This window comes from Ensifer sp. M14 (genome assembly GCF_003355565.1).
Taxonomy (GTDB): Bacteria; Pseudomonadota; Alphaproteobacteria; order Rhizobiales; family Rhizobiaceae; genus Ensifer.
Map to the genome: position 1 here is coordinate 380,535 of NZ_QJNR01000004.1, position 19,538 is coordinate 400,072.

20 protein-coding genes and 1 tRNA gene are annotated in these 19,538 nt (G+C 63.1%); 11 read left to right on the forward strand and 10 right to left on the reverse strand.

Annotated elements, in window-relative coordinates:
• Positions 1–132 precede the first annotated feature (132 nt).
• Both BLJAPNOD_RS01980 and lepA read left to right on the forward strand, forming a co-directional pair.
• Complete coding sequence (locus BLJAPNOD_RS01980) at positions 133–1,374, forward strand: MFS transporter (RefSeq protein WP_115418739.1); 1,242 nt, start codon at positions 133–135, stop codon at positions 1,372–1,374.
• Between the two features lie 73 nt (positions 1,375–1,447).
• Entirely contained in the window at positions 1,448–3,283 is a 1,836-nt protein-coding gene (lepA, locus tag BLJAPNOD_RS01985) for a translation elongation factor 4 (RefSeq protein WP_077503147.1), read from the forward strand.
• Between the two features lie 153 nt (positions 3,284–3,436).
• On the opposite strand, the gene BLJAPNOD_RS01990 is transcribed toward lepA, so the two are convergent.
• Genes BLJAPNOD_RS01990 through BLJAPNOD_RS02005 form a run of 4 tightly spaced genes read right to left on the reverse strand, consistent with a single transcriptional unit; the run spans position 3,437 to position 5,763 of the window.
• Positions 3,437–3,928, reverse strand: a complete 492-nt coding sequence (locus tag BLJAPNOD_RS01990; RefSeq protein ID WP_199565977.1) for a GNAT family N-acetyltransferase — start codon at positions 3,926–3,928, stop codon at positions 3,437–3,439.
• Between the two features lie 40 nt (positions 3,929–3,968).
• Positions 3,969–4,535, reverse strand: a complete 567-nt coding sequence (locus tag BLJAPNOD_RS01995) for a sugar O-acetyltransferase (RefSeq protein ID WP_115418741.1) — start codon at positions 4,533–4,535, stop codon at positions 3,969–3,971.
• Complete coding sequence (locus BLJAPNOD_RS02000; RefSeq protein WP_077503150.1) at positions 4,532–5,011, reverse strand: GFA family protein; 480 nt, start codon at positions 5,009–5,011, stop codon at positions 4,532–4,534. The genes BLJAPNOD_RS01995 and BLJAPNOD_RS02000 overlap by 4 nt, the downstream gene beginning before the upstream one ends.
• A complete protein-coding gene (locus BLJAPNOD_RS02005) occupies positions 5,011–5,763 on the reverse strand; it encodes a type 1 glutamine amidotransferase (RefSeq protein ID WP_115418742.1) in 753 nt (250 codons plus the stop codon). The genes BLJAPNOD_RS02000 and BLJAPNOD_RS02005 overlap by 1 nt, the downstream gene beginning before the upstream one ends.
• A 384-nt stretch (positions 5,764–6,147) precedes the next feature.
• On the opposite strand from BLJAPNOD_RS02005, the gene rnk reads away from it, so the two are divergent.
• Positions 6,148–6,555 (forward strand): nucleoside diphosphate kinase regulator, encoded by a 408-nt coding sequence (gene rnk / locus BLJAPNOD_RS02015; protein WP_115421094.1) that lies wholly within the window; start codon positions 6,148–6,150, stop codon positions 6,553–6,555.
• 72 nt (positions 6,556–6,627) lie between these two features.
• Here rnk and BLJAPNOD_RS02020 read toward each other — a convergent pair whose 3' ends face one another.
• A complete protein-coding gene (locus tag BLJAPNOD_RS02020; RefSeq protein WP_115418744.1) occupies positions 6,628–7,083 on the reverse strand; it encodes a DoxX family protein in 456 nt (151 codons plus the stop codon).
• Positions 7,084–7,383: 300 nt separating this feature from the next.
• Between BLJAPNOD_RS02020 and BLJAPNOD_RS02025 the strand changes: the two genes are divergently transcribed.
• Both BLJAPNOD_RS02025 and BLJAPNOD_RS02030 read left to right on the forward strand, forming a co-directional pair.
• Positions 7,384–7,665 carry a SelT/SelW/SelH family protein gene (locus BLJAPNOD_RS02025; protein ID WP_025425523.1) on the forward strand — a complete coding sequence of 94 codons (282 nt, stop codon included), beginning with the start codon at positions 7,384–7,386 and terminating at the stop codon, positions 7,663–7,665.
• A gap of 83 nt (positions 7,666–7,748) precedes the next feature.
• Positions 7,749–8,093 (forward strand): VTT domain-containing protein, encoded by a 345-nt coding sequence (locus BLJAPNOD_RS02030; protein ID WP_077503188.1) that lies wholly within the window; start codon positions 7,749–7,751, stop codon positions 8,091–8,093.
• A 50-nt stretch (positions 8,094–8,143) separates the two neighbouring features.
• On the opposite strand, the gene BLJAPNOD_RS02035 is transcribed toward BLJAPNOD_RS02030, so the two are convergent.
• Positions 8,144–8,770 (reverse strand): ribonuclease D, encoded by a 627-nt coding sequence (locus tag BLJAPNOD_RS02035; protein WP_115418745.1) that lies wholly within the window; start codon positions 8,768–8,770, stop codon positions 8,144–8,146.
• Positions 8,771–8,882: 112 nt separating this feature from the next.
• Between BLJAPNOD_RS02035 and BLJAPNOD_RS02040 the strand changes: the two genes are divergently transcribed.
• From BLJAPNOD_RS02040 to BLJAPNOD_RS02050, 3 genes are all read left to right on the forward strand, one after another.
• A complete protein-coding gene (locus BLJAPNOD_RS02040; protein ID WP_077503154.1) occupies positions 8,883–9,194 on the forward strand; it encodes a hypothetical protein in 312 nt (103 codons plus the stop codon).
• Positions 9,195–9,290: 96 nt separating this feature from the next.
• A complete protein-coding gene (locus tag BLJAPNOD_RS02045) occupies positions 9,291–10,322 on the forward strand; it encodes a hydroxyacid dehydrogenase (RefSeq protein WP_077503155.1) in 1,032 nt (343 codons plus the stop codon).
• A gap of 126 nt (positions 10,323–10,448) precedes the next feature.
• Positions 10,449–12,425, forward strand: coding sequence for an adenylate/guanylate cyclase domain-containing protein (locus BLJAPNOD_RS02050; protein ID WP_077503156.1), 1,977 nt, complete (start codon positions 10,449–10,451; stop codon positions 12,423–12,425).
• 21 nt (positions 12,426–12,446) lie between these two features.
• On the opposite strand, the gene BLJAPNOD_RS02055 is transcribed toward BLJAPNOD_RS02050, so the two are convergent.
• The 3 genes from BLJAPNOD_RS02055 to BLJAPNOD_RS02065 all read right to left on the reverse strand — a co-directional run bounded on the left by BLJAPNOD_RS02055 (position 12,447) and on the right by BLJAPNOD_RS02065 (position 15,365).
• The gene (locus BLJAPNOD_RS02055) at positions 12,447–13,424 is read right to left on the reverse strand and encodes an adenylate/guanylate cyclase domain-containing protein (protein WP_115418746.1); all 978 of its coding nucleotides are present in this window, start codon (positions 13,422–13,424) and stop codon (positions 12,447–12,449) included.
• A gap of 349 nt (positions 13,425–13,773) precedes the next feature.
• Positions 13,774–13,860 (reverse strand) — tRNA-Leu (locus BLJAPNOD_RS02060).
• Between the two features lie 77 nt (positions 13,861–13,937).
• Positions 13,938–15,365 carry a phosphomannomutase gene (locus BLJAPNOD_RS02065; protein ID WP_115418747.1) on the reverse strand — a complete coding sequence of 476 codons (1,428 nt, stop codon included), beginning with the start codon at positions 15,363–15,365 and terminating at the stop codon, positions 13,938–13,940.
• A gap of 218 nt (positions 15,366–15,583) precedes the next feature.
• Between BLJAPNOD_RS02065 and BLJAPNOD_RS02070 the strand changes: the two genes are divergently transcribed.
• Together BLJAPNOD_RS02070 and BLJAPNOD_RS02075 are read left to right on the forward strand one after the other, a co-directional pair.
• Entirely contained in the window at positions 15,584–16,114 is a 531-nt protein-coding gene (locus BLJAPNOD_RS02070; RefSeq protein ID WP_115418748.1) for a BA14K family protein, read from the forward strand.
• Positions 16,115–16,274: 160 nt separating this feature from the next.
• Entirely contained in the window at positions 16,275–17,048 is a 774-nt protein-coding gene (locus tag BLJAPNOD_RS02075; protein ID WP_115418749.1) for a hypothetical protein, read from the forward strand.
• Here the strand turns inward: BLJAPNOD_RS02075 and BLJAPNOD_RS02080 are convergent, their stop codons facing one another.
• Positions 17,049–17,381 carry a DUF6665 family protein gene (locus tag BLJAPNOD_RS02080; protein WP_115421095.1) on the reverse strand — a complete coding sequence of 111 codons (333 nt, stop codon included), beginning with the start codon at positions 17,379–17,381 and terminating at the stop codon, positions 17,049–17,051. It lies immediately after the preceding gene.
• A 418-nt stretch (positions 17,382–17,799) separates the two neighbouring features.
• Here BLJAPNOD_RS02080 and BLJAPNOD_RS02085 point away from each other — a divergent pair, with 418 nt between their 5' ends.
• Complete coding sequence (locus tag BLJAPNOD_RS02085) at positions 17,800–19,437, forward strand: hypothetical protein (RefSeq protein ID WP_115418750.1); 1,638 nt, start codon at positions 17,800–17,802, stop codon at positions 19,435–19,437.
• Positions 19,438–19,538 lie beyond the last annotated feature (101 nt).

Here is a 19,538-nt window from a genome sequence, read left to right on the forward strand (position 1 = left end):
GCGACATTGCGGCAACCGGCTTTCGGATAAGGTCGGCACGCGGCATCCGGGAGGAAAATCGTTCCGGCTCAACAATTTAGAACAGCCTTAAGTTCAACAGATGTTGCGGCTGATGAAACGGAACGGCAAGACATGGAAAAGCAGCCCTCTTCGCTGACCTCGATCGCCAGCATCGTCACGTCGATGACATCTGTCGCGATCGGCAACGGCATGATGCTCGCCTATGTGCCTTTCATGCTCACTCGGTCCGATGCGCCGGACTGGGTTCCGGGCGCCGCCGTCACCATGATTGCCTTCGGCGGTCTTGTCGGCTGCGTCATCGCCGGGCCGATGATCCGCCGTGTCGGCCATGCCCGGGCATTCTCCTGCTCGATGGCGCTCGTCATCCTCTCGGCCTTGACGATCAGTCTTGGCATGCACCCGATCCTCTGGGTTCTCGCCCGCGGCCTCTACGGCGCTGCCGGCAACACCAATTTCATCATCAGCCAGAGCTGGCTCAACCATGCCAGTGACAATCGCTGGCGCGGCAGGGCGATGGCGATGTTCTACATGGCCTATGTGATCGGGCTCGGCACCGGCGCGTGGCTGTTCGGGCAGATCCCCGCCGACGGCAACCTGCCGCCGCTGATCACCATCTTCTTCACCGCCCTTGCGATCCTGCCGATCGGCCTCACCCGCCTGCCGACGCCGCCGGCACCGGCCAAGGTCAGCATCGACATTCCGATGGTCTGGCGCGCATCCCCCGTCGCCTTCATCGGCGTGCTTGCCGCCGGCGGCCTGTCGATGGTGGTGCAGGGCTTCACGCCGATCTATGCGGCGGCCAACCAGGTGAGCCAGGGCGACGTCGCCAACCTGATGTTCGTCATGCAGCTCGGGCTGATCGCCATCCAGTATCCGATGGGCACACTGTCGGACCGGATCGACCGCAGGCTGGTGCTGATCGCCACCTGCCTCATCATCGTCGTCGCCGGCTTCTTCGCGCTCTCGGCAACCTTCGGCAATCTTCTGCTTCTGATGGTGGTCTTTGCGCTTTTCGCCGGCGCGGTCGAGACCGTCTATTCCATCGCCAACGCACATGCCAACGATCGCACCGATCCGGCCGATTTCGTGCCGCTGGCCAGCACCATGCTCGTCGCCTGGTCGGTGGCCGCAACCCTGGTGCCGATGCTGGTGACCGTACTGACGCCGGTGTTCGGGCCGCGCACCTTCATCTATGCGGCGATGATCGTTGCGGCACTCTACGCGCTGTTCGTGCTTGCCCGCCTGCGCAAACGCGAAGAGGTGCCGGCGGGTGAGCGCGAGACCTTCGAACTGAAGAGCGCGCAGATCCCGAATGCCGGCGCCCTGATCGACGCCGAGGCAAGAGCCGAATAGCCGCGCAAGCCAAGCGATTTATAGTGAACGAAGCCTTCATTTCCCGCTTTGCGCGGCTTGAAGGCACTGCTATATGCGGCCCATGAGCACAACATCTTCCAAGACGCCCCTGTCGCATATCCGTAACTTCTCGATCGTGGCCCATATCGACCACGGCAAATCGACGCTGGCCGACCGACTGATCCAGTCGACGGGCGGCCTTGCCGAGCGGGAAATGTCCGAGCAGGTGCTCGACAGCATGGATATCGAGCGCGAGCGCGGCATCACCATCAAGGCCCAGACCGTACGTCTGCACTACAAGGCCAATGACGGCGAGACCTACGTGCTGAACCTGATCGACACGCCCGGCCACGTCGACTTCGCCTATGAAGTCTCGCGTTCGCTGTCGGCCTGCGAAGGTTCGCTGCTGGTCGTCGACGCCTCCCAGGGCGTTGAAGCCCAGACGCTCGCCAACGTCTACCAGGCGATCGACAACAATCACGAGCTCGTCACCGTGCTCAACAAGATCGACCTTCCCGCCGCCGAACCGGAGCGGATCAAGGAACAGATCGAGGAAGTGATCGGCATTGACGCTTCCGACGCCGTCCTGATCTCGGCCAAGACGGGCCTCGGCATCCCCGACGTTCTCGAGGCGATCGTCACCAAGCTGCCGGCGCCGAAGAGCGAGGGCGGCGAGACCGCACCGCTGAAGGCGCTGCTGGTCGACAGCTGGTACGACACCTATCTCGGCGTCATGGTTCTCGTGCGCATCATCGACGGCACGCTCAAGAAGGGCATGACCATCCGCATGATGGGCACCGACGCCAAGTACTCGGTCGAACGCATCGGCGTTTTGACACCGAAGATGGTGGCGATGGATGCGCTTGGGCCCGGCGAGATCGGCTTCATCACCGCCTCGATCAAGGAAGTGGCCGATACCCGCGTCGGCGATACCATCACCGAGGACAAGCGCCCGACCGCCAAGGCGCTGCCGGGCTTCAAGCCGGCGCAGCCGGTGGTGTTCTGTGGCCTCTTCCCGGTCGATGCCGCCGACTTCGAGGACCTGCGCTCGGCGATGGGCAAGCTGCGCCTCAACGACGCGTCGTTCTCGTTCGAAATGGAATCGTCTGCCGCCCTCGGCTTCGGCTTCCGCTGCGGCTTCCTCGGCCTCCTGCACCTCGAAATCATCCAGGAACGCCTGGAGCGCGAGTTCGATCTCGACCTGATCGCAACGGCCCCTTCGGTTGTCTACAAGCTGTTCATGACCGACGGTTCGGAGCGCGAGCTGCACAACCCGGCCGACATGCCCGACGTTGTCAAGATCGCCGAAATCCACGAGCCGTGGATCCGCGCGACGATCCTGACGCCGGACGATTATCTCGGCGGCATCCTGAAGCTCTGCCAGGACCGCCGCGGCATCCAGATCGAGCTGACCTATGTCGGCACCCGCGCGATGCTGACCTACGACCTGCCGCTCAACGAAGTCGTGTTCGACTTCTACGACCGGCTGAAGTCGATCTCCAAGGGCTACGCCTCGTTCGACTACCAGATCACCGACCACAAGGAAGGCAACCTGGTGAAGATGTCGATCCTGGTCAATGGCGAGCCGGTCGACGCGCTGTCGATGATGGTGCACCGCATGGCTGCCGAAAAGCGCGGTCGCGAAATGTGCGAGAAGCTCAAGGAGCTGATCCCGAAGCACATGTTCAAGATCCCGATCCAGGCGGCGATCGGCGGCAACGTCATTGCCCGCGAAACCATCTCGGCGCTCCGCAAGGACGTGACGGCCAAGTGCTACGGCGGCGACGCCACCCGCAAGCGCAAGCTTCTGGAAAAGCAGAAGGCCGGCAAGAAGCGCATGCGCCAGTTCGGCAAGGTGGAAATCCCGCAGGAAGCCTTCATCGCCGCACTCAAGATGGGCGACGAATAAGGGGCAGTTCGACTGTCGATACTTCGACGTCGACCAAGTTCATGGAATAGGAACGGGCGGCCTTGTGACCGCCCGTTCTGTTTGATCCAGCCATACGTGGCAGGCAGTAGCGCATTCGCAATCCGCGGTCGGATCTGGGAAAATGCCCTCGTTCTAGACCGCCGCGAGCAGATACCGCTTCGAGACCCGATCCACCGGCAGACCGCTCTTGAGCGGCACCGCCTTGTCCACCTTGTAGTCGACGAAGCCCATCTTGCCGTAGTAGGCGAGGCCGCCCACGTTGTCGGCGCGGATGGTGGCGTTGAGCGCCGTGAGGCCCAGCGCACGGGCATTGTCTCTTGTGGCGGCAAAGAGCGCCGTACCGGCGCCGCGCACCTTGGCGTCGGGTCGGGAGAAGGTGCCGATATCGGCCCAGCCTTCCGGCAAGCCATCGTAGCGCTCCAGTGCCTGGAAGGCGCAGGGACGGCCATCAACGTCTTCGGCGACGAAGCAGCTGACGAAGCCCGGACCGGCGAGGTAGTGCGCCGTGAAACTTTCTGATGTGAACGGCGTCTCGTTGGCGGTGGTACCGCCGTTCCGGATGATCTCGTTGAGGAAGCTGCAGAGTTCAGGCACGTCGGCAGGCGTTGCCGGGCGCACCTTGATCGTTGTTGTCTCGTCGACCACTAAAAATCTCCCTGTTGAATTATCGCTTGCCGGATGGCGGCAGGGGCCGTACCGGGTTGCCGACAACGGTCGCACCGGCTGGCACGTCTCTCGTGACCACAGATCCTGCCCCGACGATGGCGCCGTCGCCGATGGTCACTCCCCCGAGGATGATCGCGCCGCCGCCGATCCAGACGTCCTTGCCGATCACGACCGGTCTTGCGATCTCGATGCCGCCACTTCGAAGCGGCACGTCCTTGTGGTGTTCGGCGCAGTAGATCTGCACGCCAGGGCCAAGCATGGAGCCCTCGCCGATCGAGATGCGGCCGCTGTCGAGCATCGTGCAGCCGGCATTGAGATAGACGCGGGGTCCGAGCGAAATGTTGATGCCGTAGGAGCAGTGAAACGGCGCCTCGATGAACACGTCGTCGGCCACGCTTGAAAACAGCGCGCGCAGTGCCGGTGCCATGGAGCCCCGTCCGTCAGGCGCCATGGTATTGTGCTGGTGCACGGCGTCACGCGCCCGCTGGCGCAGCTGCTCGAGCTCCGGGTCGAGGCAGCAGTACCAATCGCCCGCCGCCATCTTATCGCGTTCGCTGGCGCTCACGCCTTTGCCTTTGCTTCGGCCGCTTCACGCCGTGCCAGGCTTTCGGCCGGCCACATTGTCTTCATGTCGTAGTAGATTTCGAAAGCCGGGGCGCCACCCTGAAGCGACAGCCAGGAGACCTTCGAGCGTGTAAAGATATGGGCATCCGGCGGGAAATCCGATGGGCAATCGAGGCTGGCGATGCGCAGGAAGGCGAGCCAGCCGCGCCGGCCGTAATCGCTCCAGAGCGCCGTCTGGCATTCGGCGCAGCGGTAGACGTCGTGCGGACGGCCGCTCTCGGTCGGCAGGGTCACGCGGGTGGGGTCGCCGGCCGTCAGCTCGATGTTCTCCCGTTCGATGACGCCGTTGACGACGAAGGCGCTTCCGACCTGGCGCTGGCATTCGGCGCAGTGGCAGCAGTTGACGAACATCGGCTTGCGTTTCAGCCGGTAGCGGATGCGTCCGCAGAAGCAGCCGCCGGCAATCCCTTCGTCCATCAGCAGGCCTCCTCCAGCACCTCGTCGTTTGGCGCGGCGGCAGAGGCATCGCGCCTGATGGTGGCGACCCAGGCGCGCGCCAAGGCGAGGCCGGCAGCATTGGCTTTCTCGCCGTGGCGCCTTGCATGGGCGGGGTATTCAGCCAGCCAGGTCGGATCGAGGCGATTGATGGTCTGCGGGAACGAGCGGTTCCAGTCTTCGACAAGATCGGTGTCGGCTTCGAAATGGAACTGTGTGCCATAGGCGGCACGCCCGACGCGAAACGCCTGATGCCGCGTTACGTCGTTTTCGGCAAGGTGCACGGCCTCTTCCGGAAGCGTGAAGGTATCGCCATGCCACTGGAAGATCGGGAAGCTTTCGCCGACGGATGCCAGCACCGGATCGCTCTGCCCTTCGGCGCGTACGCGCACCTCGTGCCAGCCGAATTCCTTGGCTTCGCCGAGCAGGTTCTTTGCGCCGTAGGCGCGGGCCAGGAGTTGGCTGCCGAGGCAGATGCCGAGCACCGAGCGCTCGCTGTCGCCGAAGCGACGCATCAGCGCTGCAAGCTGCGGCAGGTAGGGGAAAGCCTCGTCGTCGAGCGCGTTCTGCTCGCCACCGAGCACCACGAGCGCGTCGAAGCCGTCGGGTGTCTCCGGAACCGGGTCGCCGGCATAGGCGCGGCGAACCTCGATCTCCGCCTTGACCTCGCGAAGCGCCGTGCCGACCTGGCCGAGCTCGGTCTTCGCCATGTTTTCCACCACCAGTATCCGCATCAGGACCCTCCCTTCGCCGTCTCGGCGGAAGATTGATCACGACAGGCGTCTCGGTTCAAGAGGCGAGAAAGCACGCCACGTGCATTGCCAAGAAATCGGCCTCAAAGCATCCGGGTCTTGACTTCCGCGCCAAACTTTCCGACCTTCCCGGCATCATGATGCTCGCGATTTCTTCTCTTCGCTGCTTCCGGGTGTGCCCGATCGCAGGAACCTGACCCCAGCCCGGATGCTTGCGCTCTCCGGGTCAGGGGAGCCTTTCGCGTCGGCAAATGAGAACGCCCGTTCCCAGGCCGCGATCCGAGCGCCGAGTTTTTCCCGATAGAATTATCCCAGAACAGCAACGACGGCGCTCGTGGCCCGTCGCAGAGAATGTCAGGTATCATCATGGCGACCACCGCCCGCAACAAGCTTCCCGCAATCATCATCAATGCCGAAGACCACAAGCGCCTGACGGCGCTTGCCTCTTCTGCCCTCGATCGCATTCCCGAAGTCGCCGAAGCGCTCCTGTCGGAGCTCGAGCGTGCCCGTATTGCCGCGCCAGCAAAGCTCCCGGCCGACAGCGTGCAGATGGGGTCGATCGTCGCCTTCGAAGCCGACAACGGTTTTGCCAAGCAGGTGACGCTGGTCTATCCCGGCGAGGCCGATATCGAGGCTGGACGCATTTCGGTGCTGACGCCGATCGGCGCAGCCCTAATCGGGCTCTCCGTCGGCCAGTCGATCGACTGGCACGACCGCTCCGGCAAGGTTCACCGGATGACCATCCGCAGCGTTACACCGGCCGAACGGGCCTGAGCGTCCGTCCGGAAAAACGTCGAGGAGGCCGGTCGTCAGACCGCCCTCCCCGCCTTTTAAATACCCAAGCTATCAGAACTGCTTGCCGAGTTTGGCGTCGACGGACTGGCTGTTGGCGCCGCGAACGGCGAAGAAGAACAGGATCGCTGCCCAGAGAATGGACTTCTCGGCACCACCGAGGCCCTCGCCCTGCACGACGCCGTGGAAATAGACGGTGACCAGCAGCACGATCGTGGCGGCGAAAGCGGCCGGACGGGTGAGAAAGCCGATCGCAATCAGGATGCCGCCGAAGAACTCGGTGGCGGCCAGCAGCGGCGACCAGAACACGCCGGGGTAAAAGCCGAGGCTTTCGACCATGCCGACGGCACCAAAGGGATTGACGATCTTGCCGTAACCGTGGGTTACGAGCAGGACGCCGCACAGAACGCGCAGCAGCGTTTCGGCAAAGGTGTCGAGCGGCAGATAGATCTTTTCCAGTGCCGGCAGGATTGCACGGGGACGGGAAGTCGAAACGGTGGCATCAGTCATGGTTAAATCCTCTTTGAGGGAGCTGCGACAATATGTGCAATGCAGCAATGTCTCGCCGGGCGCCTTTTGCTTTGCAAGGGTGGCATCGATAAAAACATGACTAAATCAGTTGACAATTATGTGAGAGGTGCGTGACCGCCAGCTGTGGCGCGCCGTCGCATCAGTGCAACGTGTGTTCCACAATGGCTCAGGGACACCGTAACGCGCGAAACTTACAGCATAATTTTCTTGGCAGACAGGTTCCTGTTTTGCAGCGATTTGCAGTATGTTGCCGCGCACAAACCACTTGGGAATCAGCCTATGGACGAGAAGCCGCGGATCACCATCCTCTATTGCACGCAGTGCAACTGGCTTTTGCGCGCCGGCTGGATGGCGCAGGAGTTGCTGCAGACTTTCGGCCAGTCGCTCGGCGAAGTGGCGCTGATCCCCGGCACCGGCGGCAATTTCGAGATCCGCGTCAATGACGAACTGATCTGGGAGCGCAAGCGTGACGGTGGCTTTCCCGGGCCGAAGGAATTGAAGCAGCGTATCCGCGACATCATCGAGCCGGAGCGCGATCTCGGCCATACGGACAGGAGCTGATCCTGGATTTCGGCATTCTTGCTGGCGTTTTTTCGGCAGCCTTCCTCTCCGCGACACTTCTGTTCGGCATGTCGGAGGCGGCGATCGTCGCAGCGGCGCTTCATGGTGAAACGAGCCGTGTCGCCCTTTTCGTTGCGGCCACGGCCGGCAACGTGCTTGGCGCCGTCGTCAACTTCGTTCTTGGGCGGTTTTTGATCCGCTTCGAAGGAAGACGCTGGTTCCCGATTTCGCCTGCGGCGCGGCAGAAGGCGGAGACGCTGTTTGCGCGCTATGGCCAGCCGGTGCTGCTGCTATCCTGGCTGCCCGTTGTCGGCGATCCGCTGACGCTGGTCGCCGGGTTGCTGCGCATGCCTTTCGCGCTGTTCCTGGTGTTCGTGGCGATCGGCAAGGCGGCGCGCTACGGCATCGTGCTCTGGCTGACGCCGTGAAACCAACCTGCGCTGGTCGTGACCTCCTGCCCCGGTTGGTATGATCCCGTTCAGCTGTGGGCGAAAATGTCGGTCTCGTCCCAGCCGAGCAGGTCGAGCTTGCAGCGGGTCGGCAGAAAGGCGAAGCAGGCATCCGCATGCTCCATGCGGCCGTCACGCAACAGCCTGGCCGTCAGCTTTTCGCGAAGCGCATGCAGATATAGAACGTCGGATGCGGCATATTCGAGCTGTGCCGGCGACAGGGTCGCCGCGCCCCAATCGGAGGATTGTTGCTGCTTGGAAATGTCGACGTCGAGCATTTCCTTGAGATTGTCCTTCAGCCCGTGGCGATCCGAATAGGTGCGGGTCAGGCGCGAGGCGATCTTGGTGCAGAACACCGGGGCCGTTGTCACGCCGAAGGTGTGAAACAGCACGGCGATGTCGAAACGGCCGAAATGAAAGATCTTCTGGCGGGCCGGGTCTTCGAGCATGGCGACGAGGTTCGGCGCCTCCTTTTGGCCGGCGGCAATCCGGATCACGTCGGCGGTGCCGTCCCCCGGTGAAAGCTGGACGACGCAGAGCCGGTCACGGCGGGGGACAAGGCCAAGCGTTTCGGTGTCGATGGCAATCGCGCCTCGGTAGCGAGCGGCATCGGCTGCGGAAATATCGCCTTCGTGAAACCGTATTGCATTCGCCATCGAAAATCCCCAGATGAAACGGAAGTGGTGTCGCCTATAGCGCAAGTTCGGCCCTGGCGAAACCATGTCATGGCACCTCGCCCCTGGGTGCTGTCTTCGAAAGCTCGCATTGATGATATCCCGCCGCCCCGCCCTCGCTCTTTCAGTCCTCTCCGTGGCTCTCGGCCTCTTCACCATGCCGGCGCTGGCGCAGAACTATACGGATCTGCCGGGCGTGCGCCCGATGGATCCTCTGAACGACAACGGTGACAAGGTGGTGTGCGAGCAGACACTTGTCGATCGCGACTATCCGTTCGAATCGAGCGCGCGCGGCGGGCCCAGATACGACACAATCTACAATTGCCGCCGCGGCGACGGCCCGGTGTTCCAGGGCAGCGATCTTCCACCGTCGCTCTACCGTCAGAAGCGCGGGCTCGGCTACTAATGGCGTCAACCGGTTCATCTTGGCAAGCCGCTGAATAGTTCCTAGAAAATTGGGCACGGAACCGTGGAGGCGCTCTGCTTTCACCGAGGAGGAACAATGCCCAACGACACGAGACCGCTCGCCATCAGCGTGCCGGCACCGCGCACACTCGACCTGATCTTCACCGACGACGCCCTCAGGCAGCTGCATGCGCGCTACCGCATCGTGGAAGCCGACCCGGAGGATGTCGCCGGCCTTGGCGACGAGGTGCTGTCCGAAGCGCGCTACATCATCGGCCAGCCGCCGCTCGATCACGATATGCTGGCGCGCCTGCCGAAGCTGCGGGCCATTCTCAATGTCGAAAGCAACCTGATCAACAACATGCCCTACGAGGTGCTGTTCGAACGCGGCATTCATGTGGTCACCACCGGCCAGGTGTTTGCCGAGCCAGTTGCCGAAATGGGCCTGGCCATGGCGCTCAACATTGCGCGCGGTATTGTCGATGCCGATCTCGCCTTTCGCGAGGGACGGGAACTTTGGGGCGGCGACGGCAACCGCTCGGCACGGCTCTTGTCCGGCGCAGACGTCGGCATCATCGGCTTCGGGGACCTCGGCAAGGCACTCAACCGGGTTCTATCCGGCTTCCGCGCCAGGATCCGCGTTTTCGATCCCTGGATGCCGGCCTCGATCCTCAGGGACAATGGCGTGGAACCGGCATCGCTCGAAACTGTGCTGACGGAAAGCGATTTCGTCTTTGTGGTCGCATCGGTCACCAGCGAGAACGAGGGCTTTCTCGGCGCGAAGGCTTTTGCCAGCATGCGCCCGGGTGCCGCCTTCATCCTGCTCAGCCGCGCCGGCGTCGTCGATTTCGACGCACTGATGTCGGCCGTCGAAAGCGGGCACATCGTTGCGGCCAGCGACGTCTTTCCGCAAGAGCCGCTGCCGATCGACCACAGGGTGCGCCGCCTGCCCGGCTTTCTGCGCTCGGCGCATCGCGCAGGAGCGCTCGACAGCGCCTTCAAGAAGATGGGCGACATGGTGCTCGAAGACATGGACCTGATGGACCGAAACCTGCCGCCGATGCGATGCAAGCGCGCCGAGCGCGAGACGGTGGCGCGGATGCGCTCCAAGCCGGTGACGGTCAACTGATCCGTCTGCCTGTCCGCGAAGGTTCGCTTTTCACGCACGGCGGGGAATGCATTCCCGCCGATTAACGTGTTTTATGGGAAAAACACTTAGCATCGCTGAGGACAGGCTCGAGATCAGAGACACGCAATGGCAAGCAAGACGCCCGGCTTTCTCGGAACCAGGATACGCGACAGCTGGAACAGCTCGCTGCGCTCACTGTTCAGCCTGGTGATGGTCGCCATGCTGATCGCCGTATCGGGCATCCTTGTGGGGCTCGACTATCACCGCTCGCGCAATGCCGCGATCGCCGACGCGGAAGCCAACATGCATGGCTTCATGAACCGGTTGGTCGACCGGCTGGGCGTGCTCTCAGGTGACACCTCCGCGCTCGTCAGCCTCGTCTCCTCGGTTGCCAATTCCTTCCTCGTGCCGCCCCCGGAGCGGATGAGCGACAAGGTGGCAGTCCTGCGCGAGGGCATTACCCGGTCGCCGCATATCGACGGGGTCTATGTCGGCTACCCCAACGGCGCCTTCTTTCAGATGGTCGACCTCAAGCAGGTCGCATGGCGCATGGCGCTCGATGCGCCGCGCGGCGCGGCCATTGCCGTGCGCTCGATGGAAAAGGATGCAAGCGGCAAGCCCCTCCAGCGGGTGCTGTTCCTGGACAAGGACGGTACGCAATTCTCCGAACGGAGCGTGCCACCCTCAGGCTTCGACCCACGAACCAGGCCTTGGTATCGAGCGGCCGTAAACGGTAAGGCTGCGGTCTCGACCGGCCCATACGAAAGCGCCACGACCGAAACGCTTGGAATGACGATATCGCAGGCCCATCGCGGCAATCCGCAGATCGTCATCGGCGCCGACGTAATCCTCGATACGATCACCGATTTCCTCGCCCGCGAGCGACTGACGGCGGGCTCGGTCTCGTTCATCCTCGATGCCGTCGGTAAACCGATCATCCATTCCGACCGGGTGATGATGCGACGCATCATGGCGGCGAAGGATAAGGATGGCCCGATCGTTCAGGCTGAGAGCGACCCCCTGATCAAGAGCATCCGTCTCAATCCGCCAGCGCCCGGCAAGGCCGACTTCGTCGAAGTCGGAGATCGAACCTATCTCGTCATGGTGACGCCGCTCGAATCCGCGCTGCTTCTCTCCGGCAACCGCGCCGTGGTGGCCGCGCCGCTCGATGAACTGATGGCAGAGGCTAACAGGACGCTGGTCCAGGGACTGGCCATATCCGGCGCCGTCGTAGCGCTCGCCGTGCTGTCTTCGCTTGTGCTTGCGCACCTGATCACCAAATCGCTCAACCAGCTGACCGCCAGCGCCAACCGGCTGCAGGACCTGGATTTCACCACCCCGATCGACGTGTCGTCGCATGTCAGCGAGATCTCGACGCTTGGCGGCGCGATGAACCGGGCGCGCGATGCGATCTTCACCTTCGCGCTCTACGTCCCGAGAGAACTGGTGCGCAAGGGCATCGAATCCGGCCAGTTCGGCGGGAGAGCGGCCTGGCGCCAGGAGGTGACCGCCCTTTTCACCGACATCTATGATTTTACCACCTTGAGCGAGCAGCACGCGCCCGAGGAAGTGGTGGCGATGCTTTCGGAATATTTCGACATCTTCAGCGAGGTCGTCGATGCCCATGACGGCACGATCATCCAGTTCCTCGGCGATTCGGTCTTTGCCATGTGGAATGCGCCCGCGCCGGACGAGCGCCATGCGGAGAATGCCTGTCGTTGCGCGCTTGCGGTCGAGGCACGGCTGCAGGCGTTCAACGAGGCGCAGCGCAGGAAGGGATTGCCGGAGTTCCGCACCCGGTTCGGCATTCACACCGGCACCGCCGTCGTCGGCAGCGTCGGTGCAAAGGAACGGCTGCAATACACGGCCATGGGCGACACCGTGAACGTCGCCTCGCGGCTCGAAGGCATGAACAAGAACTACGGCACGACCATCATGGCGAGCGGTGCCGTCGTCGCCCAGGCGTCCGACGCGATCACCTTCCGGCCGCTCGGTTCGGCGCAGGCCAAGGGGCGCGCCACGGCGCTCGAAATCTACGAGGTGGTGAGCGCACGGCCGATCGTCCAGACAACGCCGTCGCAAACGCCCACGGTTTCATCCTGACCGGCGGATCGATGCGCCCCATCAACGACGGGCGCTATCTCTCTGGCGCGTGACCCAACGAATGCCCGCGGCAACGGCGATGGCCAGCAACGGCCACACGGCCCAGAAAACACCCCGCCAGGACAGAAGGTTGATTGCGACGAGCGCCAGACCGGCGATCGCGAGCGCGCCGATCACCCGGTCTATCTTGCCGTTTGCCCGCACCCATTCCAGCGCAGCCACGACCGCAAGCCCCAGAAGCGGCCAGGCGGCCCAGAACACGCCGCGCCAGCTCAACAGATTGAGCGCGACGAGGCCGGCACCGATCACGGCCAGTGCGCCCAGAAGCTTGACGATCAGGCTCATCGGTTTGGCGGCGGCTTCGACCGGTGCGATTGTCGGCGGACTGGGACGCTCGGCCGATCGGCCCCATTCGCCCTGAACGTCCGATCCGCTCGCGGCGCCATCGGCTGCGCCGGTGCTCGCGGCGTCATCGGTGGCACCGATGCGCACGGCATAGCTCGGCACGCCGCCATCGATGTTCTTGACCTCTAGCTGGCCCAAAAACTCGAAACCGACGGCAACCTTGTTGCGCACCTGGTCGTAGACCGTATTGGAGATCACGATGCCGCCGGCGGGGGCGGAGGCCTGCAGGCGCGCGGCCACGTTGACGCCATCGCCGTAGATGTCGTCGTCCTCGGTGATCACGTCGCCGAGGTTGATGCCGATGCGAAACAGCATCGGCGCACCGTCTGCGCTTTTCGCGTTGTATCCGGCAAGCTCGCTCTGGGCGTCGATCGCCGCGCGCAAAGCCTCGACGACACTCGGGAAATCGGCGATCAGCCCATCGCCCCAGGTATTGATGACCCGGCCGCCATGTGCCTCGATCAGGCGCGTCATGGCATCTCGGTATCGTTTGAGAGTGGCAAGCGTACCTTCCTCGTCCGCCCGCATCAGGCGGGAGTAGTCCTGGACATCAGCGGAGAAGATGGTCGTCAGCTTGCGACGCGTTTCAGCCATCGCGTTTGATCCTCGCTTGAAATCCGCCGCCGCAGCGGATCATGAGATAGTAGTGAGCCTGACACAGATCGCAAGATGCGCTGCCGCACGGCCCCTCTGACGGCCGAACGCCCTCCGTCGCGCAATGTTGCACCTGATGCTCTTGAAACGGCACCGGTGGCGCGCTGGCAGGCCCGCAAACCCGATGCAGCAACGCAGACTCCAAAGCGCCGCTCCGGTTCAGGAAACGGGTCACTTTTCATCAGGCAGACTGGCGATCATTGCTCTTGGCTCGGGCCAAAATCCAGAAACGAAAAAACCCCGGCAAGCCGGGGTTTTTCAAGCCAAAACAAATGTTTGGCTAAAGGAATGGTGCCCAGAAGAGGACTCGAACCTCCACACCCTTTCGAGTACCAGCACCTGAAGCTGGCGCGTCTACCAATTCCGCCATCTGGGCGACGAGCGGGGGTGTAAAAGGCCCGAGCCGAAGTGTCAACAGGCATTTTGAAGTTTTCGTGTCAGGACGCAAAAAAGTCAGTTTGGCGTCACTTCTGCCCAGGACCTGATTGTGGAAAGTCCTTGAGCAAGCAGCTCTTCCGCCGCCGCCGCCGTTTCGGCCTCGACATAGCAGCGCATCTCCGGTGCGTTTCCGGATGGGCGGAAATGAACTGTGCGGCCATCGGCAAGCGTGATGCGCAGGCCGTCGATGTCGCTGACCGCGGCCGGACGACCGATCGGAGCGAGGAACGCGCCGAGGTTTTCGGCCCCACCCCGCAGATGCGCCATAAGGCGCGCACTGGTTTCCACCGGGAAGTTTTCCAGCCGGTCACTGAGCGCAACCGGAAGGCGATAGGACGCTGCCAGTGCCGAGAGGCTCATCCGGCGTTCTGCGGCGCGTGCAAGCACCGCGAGGATCGGCAGGAAGCTGTCACGGGTGGGCAGGGCCTTGAGGACGCCATTGCGACCTGAGAAATCGCTCGCCGTCAGCGTACCGCCATTCGCCTCGAAGCCGGCGACCTTCGTCGCGCCCTCGCGGATCGCTTGCGCCATTGCGGCAATCACATAGGGCGAGCCGACACGGGTGCGGATGACCGACAGGCCTTCGGCTCGCTCAAGGCCGGAATTGGAGGTGACCGGCGTCACGGCCACCTGCGCGCCGAGGAACTCGCAGGCGACAAGGCCCAACAGGTCGCCGCGCAGCGGTGCGCCTTTCTCGTCGGCTACCAGCGGTCGGTCGCCATCGCCATCGGCCGAAACGATCGCATCCAGACCATGTTCCGGCGCCCAGGCGGCAAGCCTGGAAAGCGTTTCGGATGAAACGGCCTCGGTATCGACAGGCACGAAATTCTCGGAGCGCCCCAAGGCCACTGTCTCGGCACCATAAAACGAGAGCACATCGACCAAAAGGTCGCGGGCGACGGTGCTGTGTTGATAGACGCCGATGCGCAGACCGACAAGCGAGTTTGGCGGCAATAGGTCCCGGTTGCGCTGAAGGAACTGCTCTGCGGCCGACGCCGCATGGTCCTCTCCCACGCCAGCCGAAGGCGCGGCCTCGCCGGCGATCGCATCGGCAAGGGCGCTGATCGACAGTTCGTCGTTCTTGTCGATTTCTCCGTCCGGCCGGTAGAACTTGATGCCGTTGCGATCGGCAGGAATATGCGAGCCGGTGATCATCAGTCCCGCGGCCTGATGGACGAGACCATAAAGGGCCAGTGCCGGGGTCGGCACAGTGCCGCAGTCGAAGACGCGAAAGCCCTCGCCCGTCAGCGCATCGGCGCAAACGGCCGCAATTTCAGGGCTGGATTGGCGAAAGTCGCGGGCGATCAGGATCGGATCCCCGGCCTTCGCCTGCCCGGAGGCGATCAGGTGCCGCGCGAAGGCCTTCGCATAGCGTGCAGACGGCTCGCCCGTCAGCTCCTCCGACAGGCCGCGCAGGCCGCTGGTACCGAACTTCAATTGCATCTCATACTCCGTGGTCGCTGACGACCGGCAATAGGCAAGAATAACAGTGACATGGCAAACGTTCCGGCGCACCCTATATCCGAAGATAGACGGAGTAAAAGTCCGACGGCTGGCCAAACGGATCCGCACGGTTTCGCCATGAATAAACCAAGAAAAAGACATGTAATGTGAAGCAGGGACACAATCGGAAAGCAACCCTTTCGGAAAGTGAGGAAAGCATGACGGGATTTCGGAATTTCGTTGTCGGCTGCGCTCTCGCTGCCGCCTCTCTGATACCTTCGCTCGGACCTGCCCTGGCCATGCCGCTGCCGGGCCGCGACGTTCAAATCAAGGCGCAGGGAGATGTCCAGAATGTCCAGTACTACCCGTACAGACGATACGGCGGCGTCATGTATCCCAATGGCTGGCGCGGCGGTTGGGGTGGTGGATGGGGACCTGGCTATTATGGCGGGGGCTGGGGCGGGGGCTCCTACTACCGGCCAGGCTTCAGCCTCTACTTCGGGCAGAGCTATGGCGGCTACTACAACAACTATCCCCGCTACTACAATAACTACCCCCGCTACTATGGCGACTACTATCCACGCCGCTACTACCGGGAGCGCTATTACTATCGCGACAACTACGTTCGCCGCGGCACCAGCGCCCATGTGGAATGGTGCCTGTCGCGCTATCGCTCCTACAATCCGGCAACCAACCGGTTCCTTACCTATCGGGGCGTCTATCGCGCCTGCTACTCGCCCTATCGATAGCTCACGCCCAGGCGGCGCAGCGACCGCGTTGCGCCGCTCCCCCCCGATCCGGCATATTGGCCGATATCTTGGCCAATATCTTGGAATGGCAGGTTAAGCTGCAATTAACCTCGCCACCTTACCGTTTCATAACGTTCGCAACTTTCGCCGGGATGAAACGATGCTGCTGCCCACCCAGCAATCCAGCGCTACCGCAACGACCAATCTGGTCGGTTCGATCCTGAAGGACATCGAGAAGCGTCAGGCGGAAGAGGAAGAAAAGGCCAAGGGCATCAAGGACGACAAGGTCCTGAAGGCGCAGGTGAAGTCGGACGACGCCCAGAAAGCGGCCAACACCAAGATCAACGATCACTTCTTCAATCAGACTGGAAACGATGCCAACAGCAACCGGATGGTGCTCATTCGGGAAGTCGGAGCGTTCTTCGATCTGAAGCGTGAGGACTTCAAGTCCGATTTCGCCTTCGGCAGCGCATTGGAAAAGATCGTCGAAAACCTGCCGACGGATATGCTTCGCGATATCGAGAAGCAGCTGGGTCTGACGAATATCGACGTCTCGCTGGACGAGCTGGTCGACGCGATCAAGGATCCGCAGGGTAGCCAGGGCAAGAAGCTCCAGGAGGCGCTCGACAGCAAGGGCACCCAGAAGGCCGGCCACAGCAGCGACGCGGCCAAGGCGATCCAACGCCTTGCGGATGCGGCGGAGGCGAAGTCGCTGGATGAGCTGCAGCTGGACAGTCTGACGAGCGATCCGACGCGCGTTGCCGACGCGGAGACCCTGGCCGAGCAACAGAAGGAATTGCAGGCGCTCGAGGCCAAAGACAATCTGGAAGATGTGCGTGATGCCCGCGAGGCTGAAGCCGAGCGCCCGTTGCCAGTCCGGATCGACGAGATCGGCCTCTACAGCCTCGCCAGCCAGGCGCTGTTCGCCGCCTGATCACTTTCGACGGACAATCCCCAATCTCGCCATCACCGCATTCGGGATGCGGTAGCGCCGCACCGCATCGTGACTGTCGCGCAAGCCACAGATCTCGCGCTGGATAAAAAACGCCCAGACGGCGTCAGCCGCATCGTCGAGCAACCGCTCGCGCAGTTCCGGCGGGGTTTCCTTCCCCTCGATCGCCTGCAAGGCGACGATCGCCTTTTCGACCTTGAGGCCGTGCCGCCCGAGCGCGTCGGCGCGCTCGGAAAGCAGTTCGTATTCGAGAGCGCTGATGGCGCCGGAAGCGAAATGGGATGGGCTGAGCGATCTTGGAGGGCGAACAGTCATCCGAAACTCCATGGCATGGACATGGGATAGCGCTGCGCGCCGACCAGGGTGCACAATGGCGACGGCAGCGCCCGATCTTGCCGCCAGATCGATCCCGATGCAAAGGGATCGTGCACGAACCTGGCTGGCGGCGATGGCCTCGACAAGGCTTCCCAAGGGCATGGGCCGCCTCGTCGCATGGTTAATATTTTATAAACTTATCTCACCTAACGTCGAAGCATCATGCCGATTCCCGTATCCGCAGCCAATCTGCGGCAAGTCTGGCCGGTTGGCCGAGACGCGCATGAGGCGCCAGCCCGAATAGAACAGCCAATCTCTACGGCGGATATCGAATTGGTCCGTCGAAACGTATGGAATCTGGATGCCGCCTGCCGACGGCGGCGCTTCAACCCGAGGGTCAAGCGAGAGGGAGACCAGAATGCTGACACCCATTCTCACGGTCAGAACCGCGACCGGGTCAGCCGAAGAGGCGAGCACGCGGCCCCAGCAACCGTCAGCTCCGCTTACGGCCGCACAACGGGGCGAAGCGATACAGAAGATTCTCGATGCATTGACCCGGCATCTGGCCGGCCGCGAGATCCTGTCCAAGGACGCCCTCGTGCGCCTGATGGAGGACCTCGCCCGCATTCTCAAGTTTCCGCCGCTGCCACAGGAGGGCGGGCGCGACTTCGTGCGCCGGCTCGTCACCTTTCTCGAATCCATGCCGATGCCGGAGCGCCTGGCGCTTGAACGGCAGCTGGGCGGGCGCAACCTGGCGCTGCGTGTCGGCATCCTTGCCGACCTGCCGGCCATCCGATACGGTGCAGCGCCGCCGCCCACGGGCGCTGCATTACCAAGCCTCAGCAACCCGCCTTTGCAGCCGGCCATTCCGCTGCATCTGGCCGCCGCCCGAAGCCCGGTCGCAAGCGAGGTCGCGCTGCTGCAGTCCGTGCTGAAGAAGACTTTTGGAGTCGGCAGCGAGGGTGACACTTCAAGCCTGGCGACGGAGGAGGCGGACGCGGCGCTGCCTGCAGAGGACCAGGCAACGGCGCGGCGACAGACCGCGCCGGAGCGATCGGAGCCGGCAACGATGCCCGGCCGACCGCCTTCTCTGGACGGGCCGGAGATCGAAACCGTGGCCACCATCATCAATGGAGAGACCGATCCCGAAGTCGTCGATCCGGAGGCCGGCGCCGAGAAGGCACCGGTCGGCGAGGAGGGAAGTGCGCCATCGCAACCTGCCGCCGCGGCCGACGATAGCGATTTGCGGCTAAAGGCCAGGGAAGCGGAGGCACGCAACGGCGCTGCGCGGACGGATGCCGACACAGAGGCGGGTCACGCCGACGAAGGCCAGGAACCGGACGGCACTTATCGCCCGCACCCCGATGGCGACAACCAGCCGCAGAACGACAGGGCGACGACACGCAGCGACGAGAGCCGCGCCGGCAGGGCGCTTTCGGACGCGTTGAAGACGATCGTGCGCGACGCGCTCGGCCTGCCCGGAGAACCTGCAGGCGCCGATGCACCCGAACCGATCGCACCCGAATTCGAAAATGCCGAAGCGAAGGCAGCGGCAAGCCTCCAAGAAGCGGACAGCGCGGAGCCGGGCCGCACGAACCCGCTACGACCACGCGATACGACTGCAGGCGCCGAGCTTGCCGCTCTGAGCGTTGCGGACGACGATTCGGAGCGATCAGACCCCGCAGGCCCAACCGCTGCCCAGCGCCCCCAGAAGCCGATTGACGACTTGGCGATGCAGCAGGCAATAGCAAGACTGATCGAGAACGGCCTGCCGCGCGAGGCGATACCGTTTGCGATGATCCCCTATCCGATCTCAATTGAGGACGTGAAGACCGAGACCGAAAAGAGCGAGCGGGAAGAAGGCAGGGGCGACGGCGAAGCCGCACAAGACGACGGCGAGGCCGCGCAGGACGACAGCGAGGACGCGCAGGACGCGCGGGACGAAGCCACGAAAGACGGGCAGCGGAGAGAAAACGGGCAGAGCGAAACGGGCGACGAACAGAACGATGAACCCGATGTCTACGAGCTCTATCGCAAGCTTGGCGGTCTCAGCTGAACCTCGAATGGATCGCATCGTTCGGATCGATTCCGGATGAATGATGCGCTGCGTGCAGCCATGCTGCAGCCGAGCGAAACGCTCACAAGCAAAAGCCCGCG

Coding starts and splice junctions, on each gene's coding strand:
- BLJAPNOD_RS02020 (WP_115418744.1), bottom strand. CDS start 7,083: ATGACTGATGCCACCGTTTCGACTTCCCGTCCCCGTGCAATCCTGCCG.
- BLJAPNOD_RS02005 (WP_115418742.1), bottom strand. CDS start 5,763: ATGCGGATACTGGTGGTGGAAAACATGGCGAAGACCGAGCTCGGCCAG.
- BLJAPNOD_RS02050 (WP_077503156.1), top strand. CDS start 10,449: ATGGCAAGCAAGACGCCCGGCTTTCTCGGAACCAGGATACGCGACAGC.
- BLJAPNOD_RS02045 (WP_077503155.1), top strand. CDS start 9,291: ATGCCCAACGACACGAGACCGCTCGCCATCAGCGTGCCGGCACCGCGC.
- BLJAPNOD_RS02075 (WP_115418749.1), top strand. CDS start 16,275: ATGCTGCTGCCCACCCAGCAATCCAGCGCTACCGCAACGACCAATCTG.
- BLJAPNOD_RS02000 (WP_077503150.1), bottom strand. CDS start 5,011: ATGGACGAAGGGATTGCCGGCGGCTGCTTCTGCGGACGCATCCGCTAC.
- BLJAPNOD_RS02085 (WP_115418750.1), top strand. CDS start 17,800: ATGCTGACACCCATTCTCACGGTCAGAACCGCGACCGGGTCAGCCGAA.
- BLJAPNOD_RS02040 (WP_077503154.1), top strand. CDS start 8,883: ATGATATCCCGCCGCCCCGCCCTCGCTCTTTCAGTCCTCTCCGTGGCT.
- BLJAPNOD_RS02025 (WP_025425523.1), top strand. CDS start 7,384: ATGGACGAGAAGCCGCGGATCACCATCCTCTATTGCACGCAGTGCAAC.
- rnk (WP_115421094.1), top strand. CDS start 6,148: ATGGCGACCACCGCCCGCAACAAGCTTCCCGCAATCATCATCAATGCC.
- BLJAPNOD_RS02070 (WP_115418748.1), top strand. CDS start 15,584: ATGACGGGATTTCGGAATTTCGTTGTCGGCTGCGCTCTCGCTGCCGCC.
- BLJAPNOD_RS01980 (WP_115418739.1), top strand. CDS start 133: ATGGAAAAGCAGCCCTCTTCGCTGACCTCGATCGCCAGCATCGTCACG.
- BLJAPNOD_RS02055 (WP_115418746.1), bottom strand. CDS start 13,424: ATGGCTGAAACGCGTCGCAAGCTGACGACCATCTTCTCCGCTGATGTC.
- lepA (WP_077503147.1), top strand. CDS start 1,448: ATGCGGCCCATGAGCACAACATCTTCCAAGACGCCCCTGTCGCATATC.
- BLJAPNOD_RS02080 (WP_115421095.1), bottom strand. CDS start 17,381: ATGACTGTTCGCCCTCCAAGATCGCTCAGCCCATCCCATTTCGCTTCC.
- BLJAPNOD_RS02065 (WP_115418747.1), bottom strand. CDS start 15,365: ATGCAATTGAAGTTCGGTACCAGCGGCCTGCGCGGCCTGTCGGAGGAG.
- BLJAPNOD_RS02035 (WP_115418745.1), bottom strand. CDS start 8,770: ATGGCGAATGCAATACGGTTTCACGAAGGCGATATTTCCGCAGCCGAT.